The organism is Nocardiopsis tropica (assembly GCF_042660575.1).
Lineage (GTDB): Bacteria > Actinomycetota > Actinomycetes > Streptosporangiales > Streptosporangiaceae > Nocardiopsis > Nocardiopsis tropica.
The window spans coordinates 48,472-67,310 of record NZ_JBHSUF010000014.1 but is presented as its reverse complement, the minus strand read 5'-3'; the positions used below and the strand labels follow the sequence as shown (position 1 = coordinate 67,310).

The 18,839-nt window shown below is 71.9% G+C and carries 20 protein-coding genes; 9 read left to right on the top strand and 11 right to left on the bottom strand.

Going from position 1 to position 18,839, the window contains the following annotated elements:
- Positions 1–95: 95 nt before the first annotated feature.
- Positions 96–353 carry a carboxypeptidase-like regulatory domain-containing protein gene (locus ACFQBR_RS22385; protein WP_344177589.1) on the top strand — a complete coding sequence of 86 codons (258 nt, stop codon included), beginning with the start codon at positions 96–98 and terminating at the stop codon, positions 351–353.
- A 318-nt stretch (positions 354–671) separates the two neighbouring features.
- On the opposite strand, the gene ACFQBR_RS22380 is transcribed toward ACFQBR_RS22385, so the two are convergent.
- Positions 672–1,670, bottom strand: a complete 999-nt coding sequence (locus tag ACFQBR_RS22380; RefSeq protein WP_344177587.1) for a helix-turn-helix transcriptional regulator — start codon at positions 1,668–1,670, stop codon at positions 672–674.
- A 97-nt stretch (positions 1,671–1,767) separates the two neighbouring features.
- Here ACFQBR_RS22380 and ACFQBR_RS22375 point away from each other — a divergent pair, with 97 nt between their 5' ends.
- Positions 1,768–3,015 carry an FAD-dependent oxidoreductase gene (locus ACFQBR_RS22375; protein WP_344177585.1) on the top strand — a complete coding sequence of 416 codons (1,248 nt, stop codon included), beginning with the start codon at positions 1,768–1,770 and terminating at the stop codon, positions 3,013–3,015.
- 75 nt (positions 3,016–3,090) lie between these two features.
- On the opposite strand, the gene ACFQBR_RS22370 is transcribed toward ACFQBR_RS22375, so the two are convergent.
- From ACFQBR_RS22370 to ACFQBR_RS22345, 6 genes are all read right to left on the bottom strand, one after another.
- On the bottom strand, positions 3,091–4,035 hold the full coding sequence (locus tag ACFQBR_RS22370) for an alpha/beta hydrolase (RefSeq protein ID WP_344177583.1): 945 nt from the start codon (positions 4,033–4,035) through the stop codon (positions 3,091–3,093).
- A gap of 468 nt (positions 4,036–4,503) precedes the next feature.
- Positions 4,504–5,388 (bottom strand): maleylpyruvate isomerase family mycothiol-dependent enzyme, encoded by an 885-nt coding sequence (locus ACFQBR_RS22365; RefSeq protein ID WP_344177581.1) that lies wholly within the window; start codon positions 5,386–5,388, stop codon positions 4,504–4,506.
- A 357-nt stretch (positions 5,389–5,745) separates the two neighbouring features.
- Positions 5,746–6,135 (bottom strand): VOC family protein, encoded by a 390-nt coding sequence (locus ACFQBR_RS22360; RefSeq protein WP_344177577.1) that lies wholly within the window; start codon positions 6,133–6,135, stop codon positions 5,746–5,748.
- The gene (locus ACFQBR_RS22355; RefSeq protein ID WP_267945045.1) at positions 6,132–6,494 is read right to left on the bottom strand and encodes an ArsR/SmtB family transcription factor; all 363 of its coding nucleotides are present in this window, start codon (positions 6,492–6,494) and stop codon (positions 6,132–6,134) included. The genes ACFQBR_RS22360 and ACFQBR_RS22355 overlap by 4 nt, the downstream gene beginning before the upstream one ends.
- Positions 6,481–6,915: an SRPBCC domain-containing protein gene (locus ACFQBR_RS22350; protein ID WP_267945044.1), complete on the bottom strand. Its 435-nt coding sequence runs from the start codon at positions 6,913–6,915 to the stop codon at positions 6,481–6,483. The genes ACFQBR_RS22355 and ACFQBR_RS22350 overlap by 14 nt, the downstream gene beginning before the upstream one ends.
- Before the next feature lie 313 nt (positions 6,916–7,228).
- Positions 7,229–7,858 carry a TetR/AcrR family transcriptional regulator gene (locus ACFQBR_RS22345; protein WP_344177573.1) on the bottom strand — a complete coding sequence of 210 codons (630 nt, stop codon included), beginning with the start codon at positions 7,856–7,858 and terminating at the stop codon, positions 7,229–7,231.
- Between the two features lie 70 nt (positions 7,859–7,928).
- Here ACFQBR_RS22345 and ACFQBR_RS22340 point away from each other — a divergent pair, with 70 nt between their 5' ends.
- Both ACFQBR_RS22340 and ACFQBR_RS22335 read left to right on the top strand, forming a co-directional pair.
- Entirely contained in the window at positions 7,929–8,801 is an 873-nt protein-coding gene (locus ACFQBR_RS22340; protein WP_344177571.1) for a ketopantoate reductase family protein, read from the top strand.
- A gap of 739 nt (positions 8,802–9,540) precedes the next feature.
- Positions 9,541–9,954: a spore-associated protein A gene (locus ACFQBR_RS22335; protein WP_344177569.1), complete on the top strand. Its 414-nt coding sequence runs from the start codon at positions 9,541–9,543 to the stop codon at positions 9,952–9,954.
- Between the two features lie 133 nt (positions 9,955–10,087).
- On the opposite strand, the gene ACFQBR_RS22330 is transcribed toward ACFQBR_RS22335, so the two are convergent.
- Both ACFQBR_RS22330 and ACFQBR_RS22325 read right to left on the bottom strand, forming a co-directional pair.
- Positions 10,088–10,789, bottom strand: coding sequence for a hypothetical protein (locus ACFQBR_RS22330; RefSeq protein ID WP_344177567.1), 702 nt, complete (start codon positions 10,787–10,789; stop codon positions 10,088–10,090).
- Between the two features lie 161 nt (positions 10,790–10,950).
- Entirely contained in the window at positions 10,951–11,550 is a 600-nt protein-coding gene (locus tag ACFQBR_RS22325; RefSeq protein ID WP_344177565.1) for a TetR/AcrR family transcriptional regulator, read from the bottom strand.
- A gap of 121 nt (positions 11,551–11,671) precedes the next feature.
- Between ACFQBR_RS22325 and ACFQBR_RS22320 the strand changes: the two genes are divergently transcribed.
- From ACFQBR_RS22320 to ACFQBR_RS22300, 5 genes are all read left to right on the top strand, one after another.
- Positions 11,672–12,325 (top strand): hypothetical protein, encoded by a 654-nt coding sequence (locus ACFQBR_RS22320; protein ID WP_344177563.1) that lies wholly within the window; start codon positions 11,672–11,674, stop codon positions 12,323–12,325.
- Between the two features lie 22 nt (positions 12,326–12,347).
- Positions 12,348–13,580 carry a DUF418 domain-containing protein gene (locus tag ACFQBR_RS22315; RefSeq protein WP_344177561.1) on the top strand — a complete coding sequence of 411 codons (1,233 nt, stop codon included), beginning with the start codon at positions 12,348–12,350 and terminating at the stop codon, positions 13,578–13,580.
- Between the two features lie 344 nt (positions 13,581–13,924).
- Positions 13,925–14,458, top strand: a complete 534-nt coding sequence (locus tag ACFQBR_RS22310; RefSeq protein WP_344177559.1) for a hypothetical protein — start codon at positions 13,925–13,927, stop codon at positions 14,456–14,458.
- Positions 14,459–14,635: 177 nt separating this feature from the next.
- Positions 14,636–15,319: an FG-GAP repeat domain-containing protein gene (locus ACFQBR_RS22305; protein ID WP_344177557.1), complete on the top strand. Its 684-nt coding sequence runs from the start codon at positions 14,636–14,638 to the stop codon at positions 15,317–15,319.
- A gap of 211 nt (positions 15,320–15,530) precedes the next feature.
- A complete protein-coding gene (locus tag ACFQBR_RS22300) occupies positions 15,531–16,382 on the top strand; it encodes an SAM-dependent methyltransferase (RefSeq protein WP_344177555.1) in 852 nt (283 codons plus the stop codon).
- Between the two features lie 329 nt (positions 16,383–16,711).
- On the opposite strand, the gene ACFQBR_RS22295 is transcribed toward ACFQBR_RS22300, so the two are convergent.
- Positions 16,712–17,521, bottom strand: a complete 810-nt coding sequence (locus ACFQBR_RS22295) for an alpha/beta fold hydrolase (RefSeq protein WP_344177553.1) — start codon at positions 17,519–17,521, stop codon at positions 16,712–16,714.
- A 282-nt stretch (positions 17,522–17,803) separates the two neighbouring features.
- Positions 17,804–18,727: a helix-turn-helix transcriptional regulator gene (locus ACFQBR_RS22290; RefSeq protein WP_344177551.1), complete on the bottom strand. Its 924-nt coding sequence runs from the start codon at positions 18,725–18,727 to the stop codon at positions 17,804–17,806.
- Positions 18,728–18,839 lie beyond the last annotated feature (112 nt).

Here is an 18,839-nt window from a genome sequence, read left to right as displayed (position 1 = left end):
GCGTCGTGGCAACGGCTCTCCTGGCCTCTTCGTGTGCTCTTCCCTGGACAATGGTCAGCAATGACGACCCCGGTTGAAGTCCCGGGGAAACCGGGATGGCGGCTATCACGGGCACGGTGTACGACTCCTCGGGACAGCCGGTCGAAGGAGTGGTCATCCAGTGGTCGTCGAACGAGGAACCGCCCGTGTCCTCGCACGAGAGGGCTTCACGCTCCATCGACGACGGAAGCTACCGACTCGTCCTGCACCAGGGCAGCTGGGACGTCCACGGGACGAAGGACGGAACGAGGACCGAGCCGGAAACAGTGGTTCTCGGGGCAGACGGCGCCGTCGCCGACCTGCACTTCCCCTGACGGCAATTCATCATCTGGACGATCGCCCCGGCAGAGTGTTCGCCCGGCGGAGCAAGAGCCCACACGAGACGAACGCCAGGGGAGGGCCTTGCAGGTCTCGTGGTCCATGAAGGAACTGATGTCCATGTTGGCGAGCTCCAGGTTGACCACCATGATCCCAGCGCGATCGGTACGGACCAGCAGCGTGCCGGGCACACGCGGGCCGTCGCCGGTCCGGGGGAGGGGCAGAGAGGGTCGCGTCACAGAGGGCCTCGCGTCGGGTGGTGCGTGGTGGCCCCGTTTCTCCAGGCCGGGACCGACAGACGCCCCGGCCCGCCTCTACGCGGTCGGCCCCGTGACGGCGGACCACCGTTCGGCGAGGCGGTGGCAGGCGACGACCAGTTCTACGGGGGTCACGTCGGTGATCCCGGTGTCGAAGGTGGAGAGGATCCCGGCGACACCCGCCCACGACCACGCTCCCAGCGTGAGCCGGCAGTGGTCGGCGTCCAGGTGCTCGATGACGGACCCGCCGGGCGCCCAGCGGGCGACGACGTGGGCGGGCAGGTCGAGGCGCGCGGTTCCCATGCACGGCCAGGCGGTGGGGACGTCGCCCCGGTCGTGGCTGGTCATGACGAACCGGGCGACGTCGCCCCCGGGGAGGGCGCGGTCGGTGAAGGGCTGCGTCGTCGGGCGGGGGACCAGCCGGTCCACACGGTGGATGCGCCAGGCCTCCTCCGCGAGGTCGTAGGCGACCAGGTACCAGCGTGCGGCCCACACGACCAGGTGATGGGGCTCCACGCGCCGGGCGGGAACGAAGTCCTCGTCCCCGGGCAGGGCCCGCGACCCGTCGGCGCGCAGGGTCTGGACGGTGAGCACGTGCCGGTGGCGCACCGCTCCGCCGACCGCGGTGAGCGCGTCCGGGTCGACGGGCGGGGTGGGGAACTCCCAGTAGTTCTGCAACCTGGTCAGGTGAAAGGCCTCCATGGACGCCCGCACGCGGGCCGGCATCACCTGGGTGAGCGTGTCCAGTGCCCTGGCCGCGTCCTCGGCCAGGCCGAACACCGTGCTCGGAGCGGTCTGCAGGGCGACCGAGACCGCGAGCGCCTGATCGTCGTCGAACAGCAGCGGGGGGAGGGTGTGGCCGGAGCCGAGCCGGTACCCCCCGTCGGGCCCGCGGACGGTGGTGATCGGGTAATCGAGCCCGCGCAGGGTCTCGATGTCGCGCCGTGCCGTGCGTTCGCTGACGCCGAGCCGGGACGCGAGTTCGCCCAGCGGCCACTGCTGTCGCGCCATGAGCAGTGAGAGCAGCCGCAGCGCCCGCCGTGAAGTATCCGCCACAGCTCCATTATGGGCAGTAGTGGACATTCGGTGGCCACCACATGCCCCATCCTCCTGCATGACCGGGACCATCCCGGAACGAAGAAGGAGCGGGAACATGGTGCGTGTCGTCGTTGTCGGTGGCGGAATCGGTGGACTCGCGGTGGGGGCCGGGCTGCGCCGCCGCGGGATCGAGGTGGCGGTGTACGACCGCGACACCGACGTCGCGGCCACGGGCGGATACCACATCACACTCGACCAGCGGGCCCAGACGGCGCTGCGGGAACTGCTCCCGCCCGAGGTCTTCGAGCGGCTGCTGGCGTCGTCCTCCGCGCTGCGGCTGCGCGACCGCGACGCGTTCTGGGACCGGCGCGGCCGCCTGCTGGGACACGGCCCGGACCTCGGCGCCGACCCGAGCGTGGACATCGACCGCATCACCCTGCGCACACTGCTCGCCGAAGCGGTCGGCGACGACCTCCACCTGGGCCGGACTGCGATCGGGGTCGGCCACGACGACCACGGGACGCCGCGCGTGGAGTTCGCCGACGCCGCACCCGTCACCGGCGACCTGCTGGTCGGAGCGGACGGCGCCCACTCCCTGGTGTCCCGGCACCTGGCCGGCGGCCCCACGAACACCCCGGCGGGCATCATCGGCTTCTCCGGCCGGACACCGCTGCCCTCACTGAGCCGGAGCGAGCGGGAACGGCTGGGGCCGCGATCGGGCCTGGCGCTCGGCGGCCACGGCGCCGCACTCTACGTGGGCTACCTCGACCCCGTCGGCAACGCCGCACTGGACAGGCCCGAGCTGTGCATGGCGCTCACGACGGGCCCCACCTACATCTGGGGGGCCATGCTCCCCGAGTCCTCCGCCACCGACGCCCTGCGCGGCCTGCGCGGCGAAGCACTGCAGGCGGCGCTGGCGGCCCGGTTCGCCGAGCTGGGCTGGAGCGAGCACGTGCTCGAGGTCCTCGACCGCGCCGACCCCCGCACCGTGGCCGCGTTCCGCTTCAACGCCGCGTCACCGCGGGCACGGGAGCTCGCACCGTGGCCCGCCGGCCGGATCACGGCGCTGGGGGACGCGGTCCACGCCACCCCGCCGACCGCCGGCATGGGGGCCGGCGCCGCCATCCGCGACGCGGCCGACCTGGTCGGGAACCTCAGCGGGGCCGGAGCCGACCCCGCCGCGCTCACCGCGGCCGTCGGCCGGTTCGAGGCGGCCATGCGCCTGCGGGGCAGCGAGGTCATCACCCGGGGGATGATGACCGTCCGCTGGATCCTGGCCACCGACACCGTGCTCGGCGCGGCCGCCACCACCCTCACCACCCCGCTCCTGGCCGCCGCCACCCGGCTGCTCCACCGCCGCTGAGCACCGGCCGGCGCCGGCGGACCGGTGGGAGCAGCGGAAGGGGCCGCGCGCTCTCGACCCGGTCCGCCCCTTTGATCAGCGGGAACGTCGGAAGGCCGAGCCCAGGTGGTCGCCCATCAGGGAGATGGCGGCGCGGGCGGGTTCGGCCGGTCGGTGGTAGATGAATCCGTGGTCGACGCCCTCGAACATGCGATGGGTGACCTCGACTCCCGCACGTCGCAGGGAGTCGGCGAACCGGTCGGCCTCGTCCCTGAGGGTGTCGTGCTCGGCGGTGATGACCAGGGTCGGGGGAAGCCGGTCGAGTGCCGGGTGCAGTGCGGGTGAGACCAGCGGGTGGCTGGTGTCCGCTCCGGCGAAGTAGGTGTTCATGACGGTGTCCATCAGGGCGTCTCCGACGATGGGCCGGGACCGGGTCGACGTCCGCTGCGCATTCGGCAGCGTCAGGTCGACCGGGGCGAACTCCACGGACAGGGCCGCCGGGGAGGGGGCCCCGCGCTCGATGGCCGTCAGGGCCACACCCAGGGAGAGGTGTCCGCCGGCGCTGGGCCCGCCGACGGAGACCCGGTCGCCGTCCCAGCCGCGGGCCGCGCCGCTGCCGCGGACCCAGAGGTAGGCGTCGTAGCACTCCTGTCCGGCCACCGGATGGCAGACCTGGGGGGCGGCACGGTAGTCGGGCATGACGACGTAGCAGCCCAGTTCGGAGGCGAGGTAGCGTGCGACGTTGCCTTCACCGAGCGGATAGCGGGTGATGAACCCCCCGCCGTGGATCAGCATGTGCACCGGGGGGCTGCGACCGTCGGCGAGCTGTGACTCGATGTCCTCGGAGGTGGGGCTGAAGACCAGGGCGCCGATATCGCCGTGGCGGGTCGGGATCCGCACGGTCGTAGGCGCGGCGATCGGTTTGGTCGCGAACTCCACCTCCGGCGGGAGCAGCAGGAGGCGGTTCATCGCGGGGTAGGTCAGTTGGAGCGCCCGTGCGGCGAGTGCGTGCCGCCAGGCGATACGGGGGTCCCTCTTCATGCGCTTGGTCCTGTCGGGTAGCAAGGGGGCAGTGGGGGAGAGCCCGCGCCGACGGAACTGCCTCCACAGGCGGGGGGCCGTCTGGGCGGGCACGGACGTCTCCGCGCGGAGACGTCCTGGGCAACGGGTCGGGAAAACAGCGACGCGCACTCAAGGGTAGGTCGGTCGTCGTCGCCGTGGAGGGCGGTCGCGGTGACCCGGCCGGTGCCCCGGGAGTTCGAGGTGCCCGGGAAGAGCCGCGGTTCGACAACGGTGTTCCGGCCCGCCCCGGTAGCCGCGGCAGAGTTCGCTGGTCAGAGGGCGGCGGGGCGCACCGCCTCGTGTGCACACCGGCCGGCACGTGCCGCCACACCGCGGCGCCTCCTCCTTCCACGTCCGCCGAGGAGGGTCGGGAGGCCGGGCGCGGTGGGGAGGGCGTCGACCACGGGCGGCCGTCACCGGCGCGGCCGAGGTTCTGCCGGTACCGGGTCACCGCCTCCTGGTGGGGGCCGGGGCGTCAGTGGATGATGGAGACGATCCGGCAGGCGGCCCCGGCCAGGCGGGGTCGCCCTCGACGCGGGCGCGGGCCAGGGCGGTGTCCGGCTCGATGCCGCGGGTGCAGAGCCGCCAGGCGGCCTCGGCGTCCAGGTGGAGGGTCGCGTCCGGGTGCCGGACGCCGGGCTCGGCCAGGGACCAGCGGTCCCCGGTGGCCGTGGCGGTCCAGAGGCCGCCGGCCGGGCCTTCGACGCTCACCCGGACCTGCGTTCCCACCGGTGCGTCGACCTCGCGCAGGGTGTGGGGCAGGGCCCGCATGAAGGTGTCCAGAACCAGCGCCAGGGGCCTGGGGGCGGGGTCGGTGGCCTGGCCGGCGGCGTGGCGGATCTGCTGGCGGTGGGTCCAGAACTCGGTGAGCTCGCGGGCGCTGTCCAGCCACATGGGCGCCGGGTCGACACCGGCCCAGGACACCCCCGTCGACGGAGCGTCCTGGTCCGCCGTCTCGAAGAAGCGGACGACCTGGTGGCCGATCAGCCCCAGGGTGTCCGTGAGCGCGGCCGGACTCACCCGGCGGTGGGCGTCCACCCATTCCTGGTTGATGCGGTGGATGAACGCCTCCAGCGTCTCGCCCGCGGCGAAGGAGGGCCCCTCCGGGTGGCCGTCGCGACCGCGGGCGAGCCGTCCGTAGCAGTCGCCGAGAAGGTGCGCGGCGAGATCGCGCACGGTCCATCCCGGCACCGCCTCCTCACGCCAGTCGGCGGGTGTCAGCCCCCGCAGCGTGGCCATCAGCGCGGTGTGCTCAGGGGCGAAGAGGGGGCGGGCGTCGATCGGGGCGCCGAGCCAGGAGTGGTCCGGCAGCCCGCTGGGCCGGGAGGTCATGTCCGTAGCCTGCCACGCGCAGAGCCGTTCCTCCATCGGATATCCCGCCTTCGCGCTGCCCCGGGAGACGTCGGGTCCCGATGGGGCCGGGGAGGATCACGACGGGGGTGGCGGTGGCCCTTCGGCCGCTCACCGGTCGGTGGTGAGCCCTTCCAGAGCACGGGTCTCGCACGCCTGGGGCGGCCGGAGGAGGAGCGAGGTGGCGCCGTGCCGGTGTCCGATTTACCTAAACCTCGCACGTGATGAGCGTGCTCGCCCGCCGCAGCGCAGATGGCCGGTTTCGGTTGAAGAGGCTCCAGCCTGAGGAGCGGTAATGGCCTACGGCACCTAGGGCAAGGGCTCCTTCCTCGACCCCCCCTACTGCACCTCGTCGGAGAGCCGGACGATGTGCGGGATGCCCACCGGGCTGCTGATCCAGTGGGCATCCAGGCCGGAGGGGAGCGGTTCCAGTTCGTCTTGGACCGCGATACCGTGCGCGGCCAGGTGTCGGGTCGCGAGGCCGACATCGTCGGTGAACAGCTCCAGCCACAGGTCGGCTCGCGCGTAGTTATCGACGCGGTCGAACCACAGCTTGACCGGACCGAACCGCACTGATGCGCTCTGGGCAACGCCGTTCGCGACGGCCTCGCTGCTCTCATCGGTGACCTCCATCCCCAAAATGTCGCGATAGAAGGCGATGGTGCGGTCGAACTGGGCCTTGGGCAGCTTCATGGCGATGTTGTGGCCGCCGCTGAACGTCGGGGTCATGTCCCATTCCTTCTGTGGTCGTCGAGGTGGTCGCGCAGTGCACCCAGGTGTCCGTCCCAGTCGCGCGCCATCGCGGCGAGAAACGACTGGGCAACGGCGACCGGCCTGGTCTGCAACCGGAAGCGGATCCGGCGCCGTTCCCCGGTCTCCGCTCGGACCAGCCCGGCATCGGACAGCAGGGCGAGGTGTTTAGCGATCGCCTGGCGTGAGATGGGGAGCCGCTCGGCCAGATCGGTCGCCGTCGCCGGGCCGCGCGCGGCGAGTTCGGCGAGGATGCCGCGCCGCGTCGGGTCGGCCAGTGCGGTGAAGACCGCCTGGGCGGTTGACTCGGTATCGGTCTCAGGGTCAGGACGCGGCATCGAGATACTCGGCCAACTCGGTCAGCTCCGTACGCCAGCCCGTGGTGTGGTCCTCGTAGGCGATGGCCAGGTCCTCCGGCATCCGGGCGAAGCCGGTCTCACGCACCGTCAGCCGCGTGCCCGTGCCGGTGGACTCCAATGTGAACTCGACCCGGGTCCGGCGCGGGTCACCCGTCGGCAGTCCGTCGATCGCCCACGTGTAGGCGAACCGGCGGGGCGGCTCGACGACCTGGATCGCGAGGGTGTGCCCGTCCTGCTGGTTCCACCACACGCGTGCCTCGCCACCGGGGCGCAGGTCGTTGATTTCCGCGCGGGAGCCGAACCAGCCGCCGAGTCCTTCGGCGGTGGTCAATGCTGCCCATACTTTCTCGGGTGGATGGGCGAGTTCGAGCACACGCTCGATGCTGTCGGGGATGGACACCGCAACCTCCATTGCAATACTTCGGTTGCCATACAACTTATCACAACCAATAGGTTGCGATACAGGTGTCGGCGCAGGGGACTCGTCGCCCGCAGGGGCGGTTTCCGGCCCTCGCCAAGTGACCCTTATTGGCAGGTCGGCAACCCAGGTCGGCTGGTTCGGGCACAAGGCAGCCCCCGCGCAAGGCCACGTTGCACGGGGACGTCGTGGTCGGTCCGTGGCCTTCGGTGGGGCCTGCTGCCAACGGCCGCGGCAATCCCCGCCGTCCCGGGGTGCTCCGGTGGCGACGTTCGGCCGCGGCCGTTCCGGGGTGTCAGGTCCCCGTCGGCGGTGCGCTCATCGCCGCCGTCAGGAACGTGATCGCCCAGTGCCGGGCTGCCTCGCCCGCTGCCGGGGACGGGCAGTCCGGGGTGGGCCGCTGGTAGACCTCGACGCGGTCCACGGCCGTCACGGCGAGGATCCCCCGCATCCGGAACCGCAGTTCCTCCGGGGAAAGGCCGGGCAGTGCGCGCCCGAAGGCCGCCAGGTAGCGCTCGCGGACCGTGTCCTCGGCCGTGCCGGTCCAGCTGCGCACCTCCTCGGCCGGGTCGCCGAGGATCGTCACGATCAGCCGGGATGTCCGGGCGCCGCCCTCGTCGCCGGCCTGCATCTCGTCGAACAGCGGCCCCGTGAAGGCCTCCACCAGATCGGCGACCGCAGGGTCGGGAGTCCTGGCGAGCAGCCGGTCGAGCCCGGCGCACTGTGCGGCGTTGATGGGCTCGACCACCCGGCGGGCGACCGCGGACATGAGTTCCGCCTTCGACCCGAAGTGGTATCCGACGGCGGCCAGGTTCGCTCCGGCGAGGTCGGTGATCGCGCGGACCGAGGTGCCGCGGTAACCGCGTTCGGCGAAGAGGTGTTCGGCCGCGTCGAGGAGCTGGGTGCGGGTGTCAGGTGACGCCATGTCTGTGTACACTACAGACGTTTGATTCAAACGAACGTTTGATTGAAACGAGCGTACGGAGAAGATCCCCATGAAACTGCTCGTGTACGGCGCCGGGGTTCTCGGCAGCCTGTTCGCCGCCCGTCTGCATGAGGCCGGGCACGACGTCGCGCTCCTGGCCCGGGGCGAGCGACTGGCCGCCCTGCGCCGACACGGCGTGCAGCTCGCCGAGGAGGACAGCCCGGCCGTCAGGCGGGTACCGGTGCCCGTGGTCGAGCACCCGGACGGCGGGTACGACCTGACCGCGGTCCTGGTCCGCGCCCACCAGGTGGACGCGGTGCTGGAGTCGCTCGCCGGTCTCCAAGGCGACGTGCTGTTCCTGCACAACTGGGCCGGCGGCCCGGAGCCGCTGGGCTCGGTGATCGGCCATGAGCGGGTGCTGCTCGGCTTCGGCACGGACGGCGGCACGATGGACGGCGACGTGGTCCGCCACCGCGCGGACAGCTTCATCACCCGTCGGGTGGCGATGCCGATCGGTGAACCCGACGGCCGGACCACCCCGCGACTCGAACGGATCGTGCGGACGTTCCGCACCGCCGGGATCAATGCCAGGGCCGAGCCGAGGATGGATGCCTGGCTCAAGACGCATGCCGCGTTCGCGATGCCGCTCGAGCAGGCGGTGTACGCGGCGGGCGGCCCGGTGGCGCTGGCCGACGATCCGGACGCGGTCCGCGGCATGCTCCGCCTCATACGGCAGAACCTGGCCGCCATGCCGACGCCGCCGGTCCCTCGCGGGTTCGCTGCGTTGCGGACCCTGCCGGAAGGACTGCTCCTGGCCGTGCTGCGGCGCTTCCTGCGAAGCCCGGCGGCCGTGTACAGCGGACTCAGCAACGCCTCGCCCGCGACGGCGGCCGAACTCGCGCGGCTGGCCGAACAGATCCGAGCCCATGCGAAAGACCGGTAGGCGGCCGCGTTGTCTCGGCCGGATCACACGCGAGTGGGGGCGGATCAAGTGAGCCGGAAAGGAGCGCTGGGGCAACGGTTCCTCAGATCAGGAGGTAGACCGATCCGGCTGTGCGGAGTGGCCCAGCGATCCGGTGCGGTTCGTCCAGGTATCAAACGGTTCTGACCGCCGGTAATGCTCTTATCGGGGCGGTCAGAATGCACCTGGACCTCACCGGAAGTGATCAGGTGACACCCCTTCCGCTCCAGGAGGGGGCCGTTGAGGTGGTGAGGGTTTCTGATCGGGTGTTCCCTTATTTCCCGTTTGGACAACGCCGCTCCTGCCCGTTGATCTCGTACACCGTCGACTCCGGGGCGGGGGCATCGGGTAGAGCTTCGCGCTCCCCACGGCGGGCGCGAACGCAGCTCCAGTTCTCCCAGGTGATGCGCTCCAGCCACAAAGAGTCCGCGCTGGGGTGATGAGGAAGAAACGTGGCGAAAATTCGCTTGGCGCACCGCATCCCGGACGGATGGCCCCTGCCCCCTGGACGACAACCACCTGGTCACCCGGGCGCGCGAAAGCGCCTGTGGGACAGGTGTTTCGCGGATGGGCGCGGGATGCCTCGGTGGCGGGGGGTCCCTGCTTTCTCCGGGACGCGGCTGGTCACCTCATGGCCGCAAATGGTCACGCACTATTGCAGAAGGGAGAAACTTCCTACGCTTTCGAGCGTCCTCACCTCCCGGATGAACGGATCTTTCTCGTGCGACTGCTCAAGAAGAGCCTCGCCACCGCCGTCGCGACGCTCGCGCTCGTCGCGGGTGGAGCCTTCACCGCAGCCCCGGCCTCCGCGGCCGGCTACAACGGTGCCTGCGGGGCGGGCTACGGCGTCGTCAACGCCGCTCAGGTGCCGAACAACCTGGGCACGGTCTTCCTGACCTACAACAACTCCAACGGCTACAACTGCGCGGTCACCATCCGGAACAACCCGGGCCCCTCCGTCCGCATGGACGTGTGGTTGCGCAGGGCCGGAGACCCGCCCTCACTCCAGCAGGACATGGGCGTGTACATCAGCTACGCCGGACCGGTGTACGTGTACGGGCGTGGTTCCTGCATGCAATGGGGAGGCTCCATCGACGGCAACGAGGTCAACCCGATCTCCCTCCCCTGCAACTGAGGCGCGCGGTGCGGGCCCGTTCTCCCTGATGTGGTGTCAGGGCAGTTCTCGGCTCCACCGGCAGATCCTCTCCTGGGGGCTGTGCCTCCGACGGTGCGCTCGAAGGGGGAGATACCGGCGGGCGGGACGGCGATCAGTCCCCGCCGTCCCCTCCGTCGCCCCCGTCACCGGAGCCGCCGCTGTAGCCCGCGCCGCCGCTGCGGTCGATGCCGTGCTTGCGCTTGTACTCCCGCCACTCCCGCTGCTGCCGGTTCCACACCTGCCTGCTCATCCCCTTGGGGCGCCGAGGAGTGTTCTGGTCCTCCCCGCTCATGAGGATCATGAACCCGAGTGTCACGACGACCGTCACGACTATGGCCACCAGGGTCAGCAGACCCTCGAGAAACGCGCCGATCGCGCCGACCACGGCGCCGACCACCTCCCGGGCGCCTGGATCGGTGACGGCCCCGAGCAGGGCCAGGAAGGCGGCCCCGGCGGCAGCCCACAACGCAATGGTCAGGAGGTCGCGGATGCGGTTCCGGTGGCGGGCCCCGTCCAGGTGGTCGGTTGCCCAGACACACCCGGCGCAGACGAGCACGTACACGGCCAGTATCGCCAGGAAGCCCTTCGTACCGGTGCTCTCCGGCTGCGCGTGCGCGTGCCCGAGCAGGATCAGGGTCATGGCCGCGCTGCCGCCGGAGGTCGCCGCCGCCACCTGCGTGAGTGTGTCGTCGCGTTCCTTGAGGCGCTTCTCCTGGGAGGCACTGACCATCTTGCTGTAGGAGCCGACCACGACCCACAGCAGCCAGGCGGACGCGAGCGCGCACCCGGCCACGATCAGCAACATCACAGGCATAGCGGTCCTCCGCGGAGTGACGGTGGTCCGCTCCTTACCCGGTCCCACCCTTCCGACGACCGACGGCGGTGGCCGGATCAGGACACCGGCCGACCCCGTGCCGCCCTCCAGCGGCCCACGCTCACGGGCGGGCGGCTCGCGTGACGCACGGCGCATGGTCCTCAGCCGCGCAGAACGCTGTCGGCAGCGGCGAAGAGGGTCGCGGTCTCCGCCGTGAGCAGAGCCTCTGTACTCGGAAGCGCCCGCTCCAACGTCAGGCCGTTGACGACGGTGAGCAGGAACCTCGCGCGTGGTGCGTTGTCACCGCGGGGCAAGACCCCCTCGTCGACCAGGACCGACAGCCAGTGCTCCACGCGGTGCCGCATCTGGCGCTCGATGCCCAGGTAGGCCTGCCGTGCCTCCTCGGTCGGTTCGCGGGCGATGTACGTCTCGTACATCGTGGCCCAGGTCTTCCTCGCCTCCTCGCCGGTCGCGGGTGCGAGGAGCTGTCGCAGGCAGGCGACCAGCCGGTCCCGTGCGGGCAGCGCCGTGTCGTGGATGGGGTCGCCGGGGAACACCGTCTCGTAGATCCCCGCGAGCACCGCGTCCTGTAGGGCGTGCTGCGTCGGGAAGTGGTGCCGCAGGGAGCCGGTACTCACCCCGGCCCTGGCGGCGACCGCCCGCACGCTCAGCCGTGCCGTCGGATCCTCGCCCAGCATCGCCGCGGCCGCAATCAGGATCTTGTCGCGAGAACTCGTCTTCGCGCTGGTCGTCTCAGTCATCGGACCTCCTTCTCTCATCTTACCAATACACCGTACTAATACACTGTGTTAGTCTGCCGACGACACCAACACAGTGTGTTGGTGGGGATCGGGCCGGGGCACGGGAAGACGGGGGAGGGGCATGCTCGACCACTGGCGGAACCGACTGGCGGCACGGCGTCTGCGGGAGGGGGACGGACACGCACTGCGGCGCTTCCGCTGGTGGCAGCTGTTCGGACGCTCCCTGTTCCACCTGCGCCTCACCGGCGACGACGGCCGCGAGGCCGAGTACACGATCGACGTCCGGCACCAGGGCGAGCCCGAGGACGGAGTGGTCAGGGCACACCTGTACCTCGACGGCCGACACCGCGCCCGGTCCAAGACCCCCGCGTCCTTCCCCGTGCCCGGGGGCCGCATCGCGGTCGCCACGAGCGGCTTCGGGCTCAAGCGCTGCCACTACGTCACCGACGACGGCGCGGAGTGGCGGCTCATACCCGACCCCCGGTCCGGCGCGGGGCGCCGCGCCCGCCTGGGCCGCGAGCACCCGGCCCTGAGCCGCTGGATCGGGGCCGTCTCGGTGGTCCTGCTCATCCTCGGCGTCGGCCTGAACCTCCTGCAGATCATCGAACCGGTCTCACAGATCCCCCCGGTCCAGGAGGCCGTCGGGGCCTTCGCCTCCCCCGTCCGGCTGCCGCTCTGGCTCAACATCGCGCTCGGCGCCGGCGCCGCCCTGGGCAGTGCCGAGCGCGCGCTCCGGCTGCGCTACTCCTGGCTGCTCGACGGCGCAGCCAACTGACGCCCTCTTCGAAAGGACGCCCATGACCATCCGCGACCCCGATCGCCCCCCGACGCCGTCCACCGGCCCCGTGCGCCCGACCCCGCTGTCGGAGCGGTCCCTGGCGCCCGACCTCGCCCGGGGCATGATGCTGCTGCTGATCGCCCTGGCCCACGTGCCCTACTTCCTGTACACCGCGCAGGCGGGAATGGTCGGGGTGCACCCGGTGGAGGGGGGTGCGGCCGACAGGATCGCCCAGGCCTTCACGCTGATCGTGGTGGATGCCCGGGTCTACACGATGTTCGGGTTCCTGTTCGCCTACGGCATCGGACAGATGTACGCGCGCCAGACTGCCAAGGGCGCCGGCGCCGTCCAGACCCGGAGACTGCTGCGCCGGCGCCACCTGTGGATGATCGTGTTCGGGGCGGTGCACGCGCTGCTGCTCTGGCAGGGCGACATCATCGGCATGTACGGGCTGATCGGCCTGGTCATGGTGCCGCTGTTCTTCCACCGCTCGGACCGCACGCTCAAGGTCTGGATCGGGGTTCTGCTGGGGCTGGCCGCGCTGGTCAGCCTGGCGGGCGCGCTGGCCACGACCGACGCCGGCGGCGCGGTGGCGGCCGAGGTGCAGCGGGCCAGCATCGCCGAGTCGTCCTATCCTGTCTCGGCGGCCGTGCGGCTCCCGGTGTGGGTGGTCCAGACGATCACCGGCAGCGCGCAGGGCGCACTGCCGGCGGCTTTCCTCATGGGGGTGCTGGCGGCGCGGCACCGGCTGCTGGACGAACCGGGTCGACACCTGGTGCTGCTGCGACGGCTGGCGCTGTGGGGTATCGCCGCGGGGTGGACCACCGGCGCGGTTCTGGCCCTCCAGCACACCACGTCCCTCGAGTTCGGCCCGGCGTCGGTGCTGACGGGGGTGCACTTCGTCACCGGGATCTTCACCGGGGTCGGGTACGCGGCGCTGTTCGGTCTGGTGGCGCACCGGTTGAGCGGGCGTGCGGCGGCCACGGCACGGCCGGTGCGGTGGATCGGGGCGCTGGGACGGCGGTCGATGAGCGGGTACCTGGCGCAGTCGCTGGTGTGGGGACCGGTACTGGCCGCCTGGGGGCTGGGCCTGGGCGCGCACCTGTCGAGCTGGTCGGTGTCGTTGCTGGCGGTGGTCACCTGGGCGGCGACCGTGGCCGGGGCGGCCGTGCTGGAGCGGTCGGGCCGACGGGGCCCGGCGGAGGTACTGCTGCGCAAGCTGACCTATCGCCCGGCTCGGTCCCGGAACTGAGGGAGGCGCGACCGTCGGGACCCTCCCGCGGGGTCCCGGCGGCTCGGGGCCGGCCACGGGCCACCGGGGTGCGCCCGGTTTCCCCGAACACCCGGTAAGCAGGGGAGGCGACCCGTGCCGTGTCGGCTCGGTCGCGCCGACGGAGGACGCGTCGGTGTACCCGGAGGCGCGGTCCTCGACCGCGCCGCAGGGCTGTGGTTCCCCCGGAGGCGTGAGGGCGGTCTGTGGTTCTCCCTCCCGTGGGGGAGGCGTCGACGACGGGATCCGTGTTGGCTTCTGCAATGACCTCCTCCACTGCGTCCACAACCGATCGCTCCCCTGTCCCTCCACCACCTGGCACTGCCGTGACCGCGATCGGCCTGCTGATGGCCCTGTGGTGCGTCGGGTTCGCCGTCTTCAACGTCGTCTTCGAGATCACCGACCGTTTCTCCGACGGCGCCTACGCCGACTACAGCTCCGCGATCACCGTGATGAACTGGCTCGTCGTCGGGCTGAAGGCGCTGGGGGCTGCCGTGGCGCTGCTGTCGGTCGCCAAACGCCCGACGTTCGTTCCCCCGGCTCTCCTGGCCGTGTCGGTGTGGGCGGTTTTCGCGACGCTCGGCCTGTACGCCACGGGCAGCGTCGTACAGGTGGTCGGCATGGTTTCCGGCCTGGCGGGCGGGGTCGACCAGATCGACGCCGCCGGTGTCGGCTACGTGCTCCTCTTCCTGCTGGCCGCGGCCGGTTTCGGGATCCTGGCGGTCTCCCACTCACGTCGGAACGGCCTCCGGAAGGGCTTCGCAGTCCTCGGCGTGCTCGGCGCACCTGCCGTGCTGGGCCTCGTTCTGCTGGCCGTCCCGGCGCTGCTGGCCGCCCTCGGCCTCATGCCGGCACCCTGACAGCCCCCGGCGAGCGGCCGGCTGCGCTCGGCGCGCGGCCCCGGCACGGATGTCCGCGCCGGGGCCGCCCGGCTTGCGGGTGGCCCCGCACTCGGTGACACTCTTCTCTTCTGGCCGACACCCCACCGAGGACGGGCACACGAGATGATCACCAGCCGACGGCACCGAGGACTCTGGGTGGCAGCCGGACTGGGGCTGGCACTCACCGGCTGCCTCCGTCCGGCACCGCTCGAGCCGTCCGGGCCCAGCGCCTTCCCACCGTGTTCGGACATCAACGGCCGGCTGATCGCCGATGTGGACAACGACGGCCACCCCGACCGCATCTCCGGCACCGGGGGCATAGGCACCGACCTGGCCATCGCCTTCGGCGAGGAATCCGGGTTCGCGGAACCGCGGACCACGGGCGTCCTGCTCGGAAGCTCACGTGAAGCAGGTGAGGAGGTCATGGCGGCGGTGGCCGACTTCGACGGCGACGGGTGGCTCGACCTGGCGATCGCGGCCACCGCCGCCGTCGAAGGAGACGACCCGGTCCCCTCCAGGGTGGCCGAACTGCGCCTGGGCCCCTTCTCGGACCGGGGGACCGGACAGCGCACCCACGAACTGGACCTGGGGACCACGTTCGGCCTGCGCGTGGTCGACTTCGACGACGACGAGCACCCCGACCTCGCGTCCTACCGCTACGAGGGGGACGGCGTGTACGGGACGGGCGCCCTGCTGGGCGGTGGCGAGGACGGGCTGAGCGACCAGGACGAACGCTTCTCCGACGTCGACGCCCCCGGCTACAACCTTCCCAGGGCAGGACCCGAAGAACATCTTCCCCCCTCGGCCTCGGACCGGTTCCACCCGGCCTGCGATGCCTGACCCGGGCGCGCTCACCAGCTGACCCGGCCTGTGGCGCCGGCCTCGCCACCGGGCCGGGCGAGTATCGACCGGTGCCGGCGGGGATCGGCCGCTGGGTACGATGACCGGCATGTCCTTCTGAACGTGTGCGCAGCTCTTCTCCACCGCCGGGCCCGGGTGAGTCGCCTCGGGCGTCCCCGCCGGTGGTCCCACACGTACCAGGAGGAACCCCGTGAACTCTCTCTTCACCGCCCTGTCCGCCATGGCCGAGCGCCCCGCTCCCTACGCCCTCGTCACCACCGCGGACCTGTGGACCGACCCGCACATCTCCGAGCGCATGCTCGCCAACCACCTCGCCCCCGAGGTCGAGGCCGCCTCCCACCGGGCCGAGTTCGTCGACCGCGCCACGGACTGGATGGTCGGGCACTTCGGCCTGGGGGCCGGTTCCCGCGTGGCCGACCTCGGCTGCGGCCCGGGGTTGTACACCACCCGTCTGGCGCGCGCCGGCGCGCACGCGCTGGGGGTGGACTTCGCCCGGCTCTCCGTCGACCACGCCGAGAAGACCGCGCGGGCGGAGGGCCTGGACGCCCACCACCTGTGCCGCGACTACCTGTCCCTGGACCTGGGGGAGCGCTTCGACCTGATCGTGATGGTGATGCGCGACTACTGCGCGATGGCGCCCGAGGACCGTTCCCGGCTGCTCGGGGTGGTCCGCCGACACCTCGCTGACGGAGGCGTCTTCCTGTTCGACGTGGACGCCGAACCGGCACTGGACCCGGTCCGCGAGGGGGCCGTCTACGCCCCCGACCTCATGGGCGGGTTCTGGGCGGACCGGCCCTACCACGGCTTCCGGCACACCTTCCGGTACGACGACGAGCGGGTGAGCCTGGACCGCTACGACATCGTCACAGCGGACGACACGAGGGTCTTCTGCAACTGGGTCCGCTACTTCACGCCCGACACTCTCGCCGCCGAGCTGGCCGACAGCGGGTTCGGAGTCGCTGAGGTGCACGGCGACCTGGCGGGCGCCCCCTACGATCCGGCTTCGGGGCAGTTCGCCGTGGTGGCCCGGCTGTCGGACTGATCGTTCAGGGGGAGGATCGGTCCGGGTTGTGGCGGTAGGGGCCCGCAGTGTCGGGCCCCGGCCGGAGGCTCCGGGTGGGGTCTGGCGCGCCTTCTGCGATCTTCCCGGGCGGGCCGGGACCGAAGGCGGCGCGAGCGCCCACCCGGAGCCGCATCACGCACGGCCTGCCGGGGGACCTCTCGTCCCCCGGAGCCGTGCTCCACCAGGGCGGACGGGGCCGGACCGCCCCGCACGGCGGGATCGGCCTGCCCTCCGAGCAGCGAGAACGTTGCACCGCGGTCCCTTTCCGGCTCACCCCGAAGGGAACCGCCCTCTCGCTGGACGGCGTGTCAGGTCCGCGTCGCCTCCAGCACCTCGTCGAGAGCCCGGAGGATCGCCTCGGGCTGCTCGTAGGGGATCTGGTGGCCGGCCCGCTCGGCGACGGCGACCCGGCCCTGCGGGGACTGCTCGGCCAGGGCGCGGTGGTCGGCGGTCAGGTGCTCCAGGTGTGCCCGGGGCATACGCGGCCGTCTGCCCGCCGTCACGACGCGCACGGGTACCGGCGGCAGCTCGACCTCCCGCCGCACCCGGGCGGTCTCCTCCATGGCCTGCGGCATCCCGGCCAGGGTGGTCGCCAGTTCGCGCAGCTCCTGTGCGTTCCGGCCGCCGAACGCGGCACGCAGGCGCAGCAGCCGAGACACCGCGCCGAACGACAGGCGGCGTGCCGGGTCCGAGCCCGGCGGGGCTCCGGCGGCCGTCGGGTCCACGAACACCAGCCCTGACACGTCCCCGGGGTGGCGGGCCGCGTGGACCTGGGTGACGAGCCCGCCGTAGGACCAGCCGAGGAACACCGCGGGCAGTTCCAGGCCCAGGGCGTGCACGAGCCGGTGCAGGCCGTCGGCCGCCTCGGTGACGGTGGCGGCCTGTGTTCCGCCGGACCGGCCGACGCCGGCGCGGTCGTAGGTCACCACGGTGGCCCGCTCGGCCAGCCTCCGTTCCAGGTCCCGGCCCCAGGTGCCCACTCCCTGGCCGGAGCCTCCGCTCTCCAGGACCACCGTGGGGCCCTCGCCGACGATGCGCGCGCACAGCGCGTGCCCGCCCACGTCGACGGTGATCGGCGTCGGTGCGCCGTTGCTTCCGAAATCCTCGTCGTCCGCCATGGAGTCAACTTACGTTGACTAGTGCCAGTGGTCAACCCCAGTTGACTTCCTCGGGCGCGCGAACACCCCCGTGCGCCGGAACGCGGCGAGGAGGACCAGCACAGGACTCGGCGGTGGTCCCTCGCCGCTCCCCGGACGGCGGCGGGCCCGGCCGCCAGGTGGCCCGGCAGGGCGGGTGCGGTGCGGCGGCTCGGCCCGTGTGTTCCCGGAAGCCCACCGGCGGTCCGCTTCCGCAAACGCAGGACTTCGGAAGTTCGACCCGCCACGAGGACCTCCCGGGCGTCAGTTCCGGCCCGACCCGGTCTCGGGAGCGGTCAGCGGATCCCGGTCCTCCCGCCTGGAGGCCGTGCGGGGCGCGGACCAGCTCGCGAGGAGCTTGAGCCGTTCCTCGTGCGGGGTCCCCGGTTCGGCGGTGTAGAGCGAGAGGTCGTGCACGGCCCGCGGCGAGGTCGGCAGGTCCAGGGACCGGAAGGCCAGCTCCAGATCGCCCGCCTGCGGGTGGTGGAGGCGTTTGACGCCGTCGTGGCGGATGCGCACGTCGTGCGAGGCCCACAGGGCACGGAAGTCGTCGCTGAGGGTCGACAACTCACCGATGAGTTCACGCAGCGCCCGGTCGTGGGGTTCGCGTCCGGCCTCGGCGCGCAGCAGCGCCACGGTCATCGCGGCCCCTGCCCGCCAGTCCGCGAAGAAGTCACGGGAGGCCGGGTCGAGGAAGTGGTAGCGGGCGAAGTTGGCCCGCCCGCGGGCGGCCGTCGTCGGGCTGGCGAACATCGGCGCGTGCAGGGCCCTGGCGAGGGCGTTCGTCGCGACCACGTCGAGTCGGCCGTTGCGCACGAACGCCGCCGACATCGTGATGGAGTCCAGCATCCACTGCACGGGCGGCGCGAGGGCGACCTCGCGGCGGCGGGTCGCCTTGCGGTGGGCCGGACGTGCGGCGCGGGCCAGGTCGAACAGGTGGGTGCGCTCCTCGTCGTCGAGGCGCAGCGCGTGGGCGACCGCGTCGAGCACCTCTTCGGACACACCCGCGATGTGGCCCTTCTCCAGACGGGTGTACCACTCGATGCTCACACCGGCCAGGACGGCGACCTCCTCGCGGCGCAGCCCGGGGACACGGCGGCGGGTACCGGGGGGAAGCCCCACCTGTTCCGGGGACAACTTGGCCCGTCGACTGGCGAGGAAGCCCCTGATGTCCGCGCGATTGTCCATGCCGCCCACGATAGGCGCAGGTGAGCGCCTCAGGGGGGTTGAGGTTGTACCCCCACAAACGCAACCTTCTCCGCGTCGGCGGCGGCCGGTGAAGTGGGTGGTGACAGCGAAG

Bases quoted from the DNA above. Each gene is read 5' to 3' on its own strand.
- ACFQBR_RS22290 (WP_344177551.1), bottom strand. From the start codon at position 18,727: ATGGACAATCGCGCGGACATCAGGGGCTTCCTCGCCAGTCGACGGGCC.
- ACFQBR_RS22320 (WP_344177563.1), top strand. From the start codon at position 11,672: ATGCTCGACCACTGGCGGAACCGACTGGCGGCACGGCGTCTGCGGGAG.
- ACFQBR_RS22315 (WP_344177561.1), top strand. From the start codon at position 12,348: ATGACCATCCGCGACCCCGATCGCCCCCCGACGCCGTCCACCGGCCCC.
- ACFQBR_RS22345 (WP_344177573.1), bottom strand. From the start codon at position 7,858: ATGGCGTCACCTGACACCCGCACCCAGCTCCTCGACGCGGCCGAACAC.
- ACFQBR_RS22355 (WP_267945045.1), bottom strand. From the start codon at position 6,494: ATGCCGCGTCCTGACCCTGAGACCGATACCGAGTCAACCGCCCAGGCG.
- ACFQBR_RS22365 (WP_344177581.1), bottom strand. From the start codon at position 5,388: ATGACCTCCCGGCCCAGCGGGCTGCCGGACCACTCCTGGCTCGGCGCC.
- ACFQBR_RS22340 (WP_344177571.1), top strand. From the start codon at position 7,929: ATGAAACTGCTCGTGTACGGCGCCGGGGTTCTCGGCAGCCTGTTCGCC.
- ACFQBR_RS22375 (WP_344177585.1), top strand. From the start codon at position 1,768: ATGGTGCGTGTCGTCGTTGTCGGTGGCGGAATCGGTGGACTCGCGGTG.
- ACFQBR_RS22295 (WP_344177553.1), bottom strand. From the start codon at position 17,521: ATGGCGGACGACGAGGATTTCGGAAGCAACGGCGCACCGACGCCGATC.
- ACFQBR_RS22330 (WP_344177567.1), bottom strand. From the start codon at position 10,789: ATGCCTGTGATGTTGCTGATCGTGGCCGGGTGCGCGCTCGCGTCCGCC.
- ACFQBR_RS22385 (WP_344177589.1), top strand. From the start codon at position 96: ATGGCGGCTATCACGGGCACGGTGTACGACTCCTCGGGACAGCCGGTC.
- ACFQBR_RS22370 (WP_344177583.1), bottom strand. From the start codon at position 4,035: ATGAAGAGGGACCCCCGTATCGCCTGGCGGCACGCACTCGCCGCACGG.
- ACFQBR_RS22325 (WP_344177565.1), bottom strand. From the start codon at position 11,550: ATGACTGAGACGACCAGCGCGAAGACGAGTTCTCGCGACAAGATCCTG.
- ACFQBR_RS22360 (WP_344177577.1), bottom strand. From the start codon at position 6,135: ATGACCCCGACGTTCAGCGGCGGCCACAACATCGCCATGAAGCTGCCC.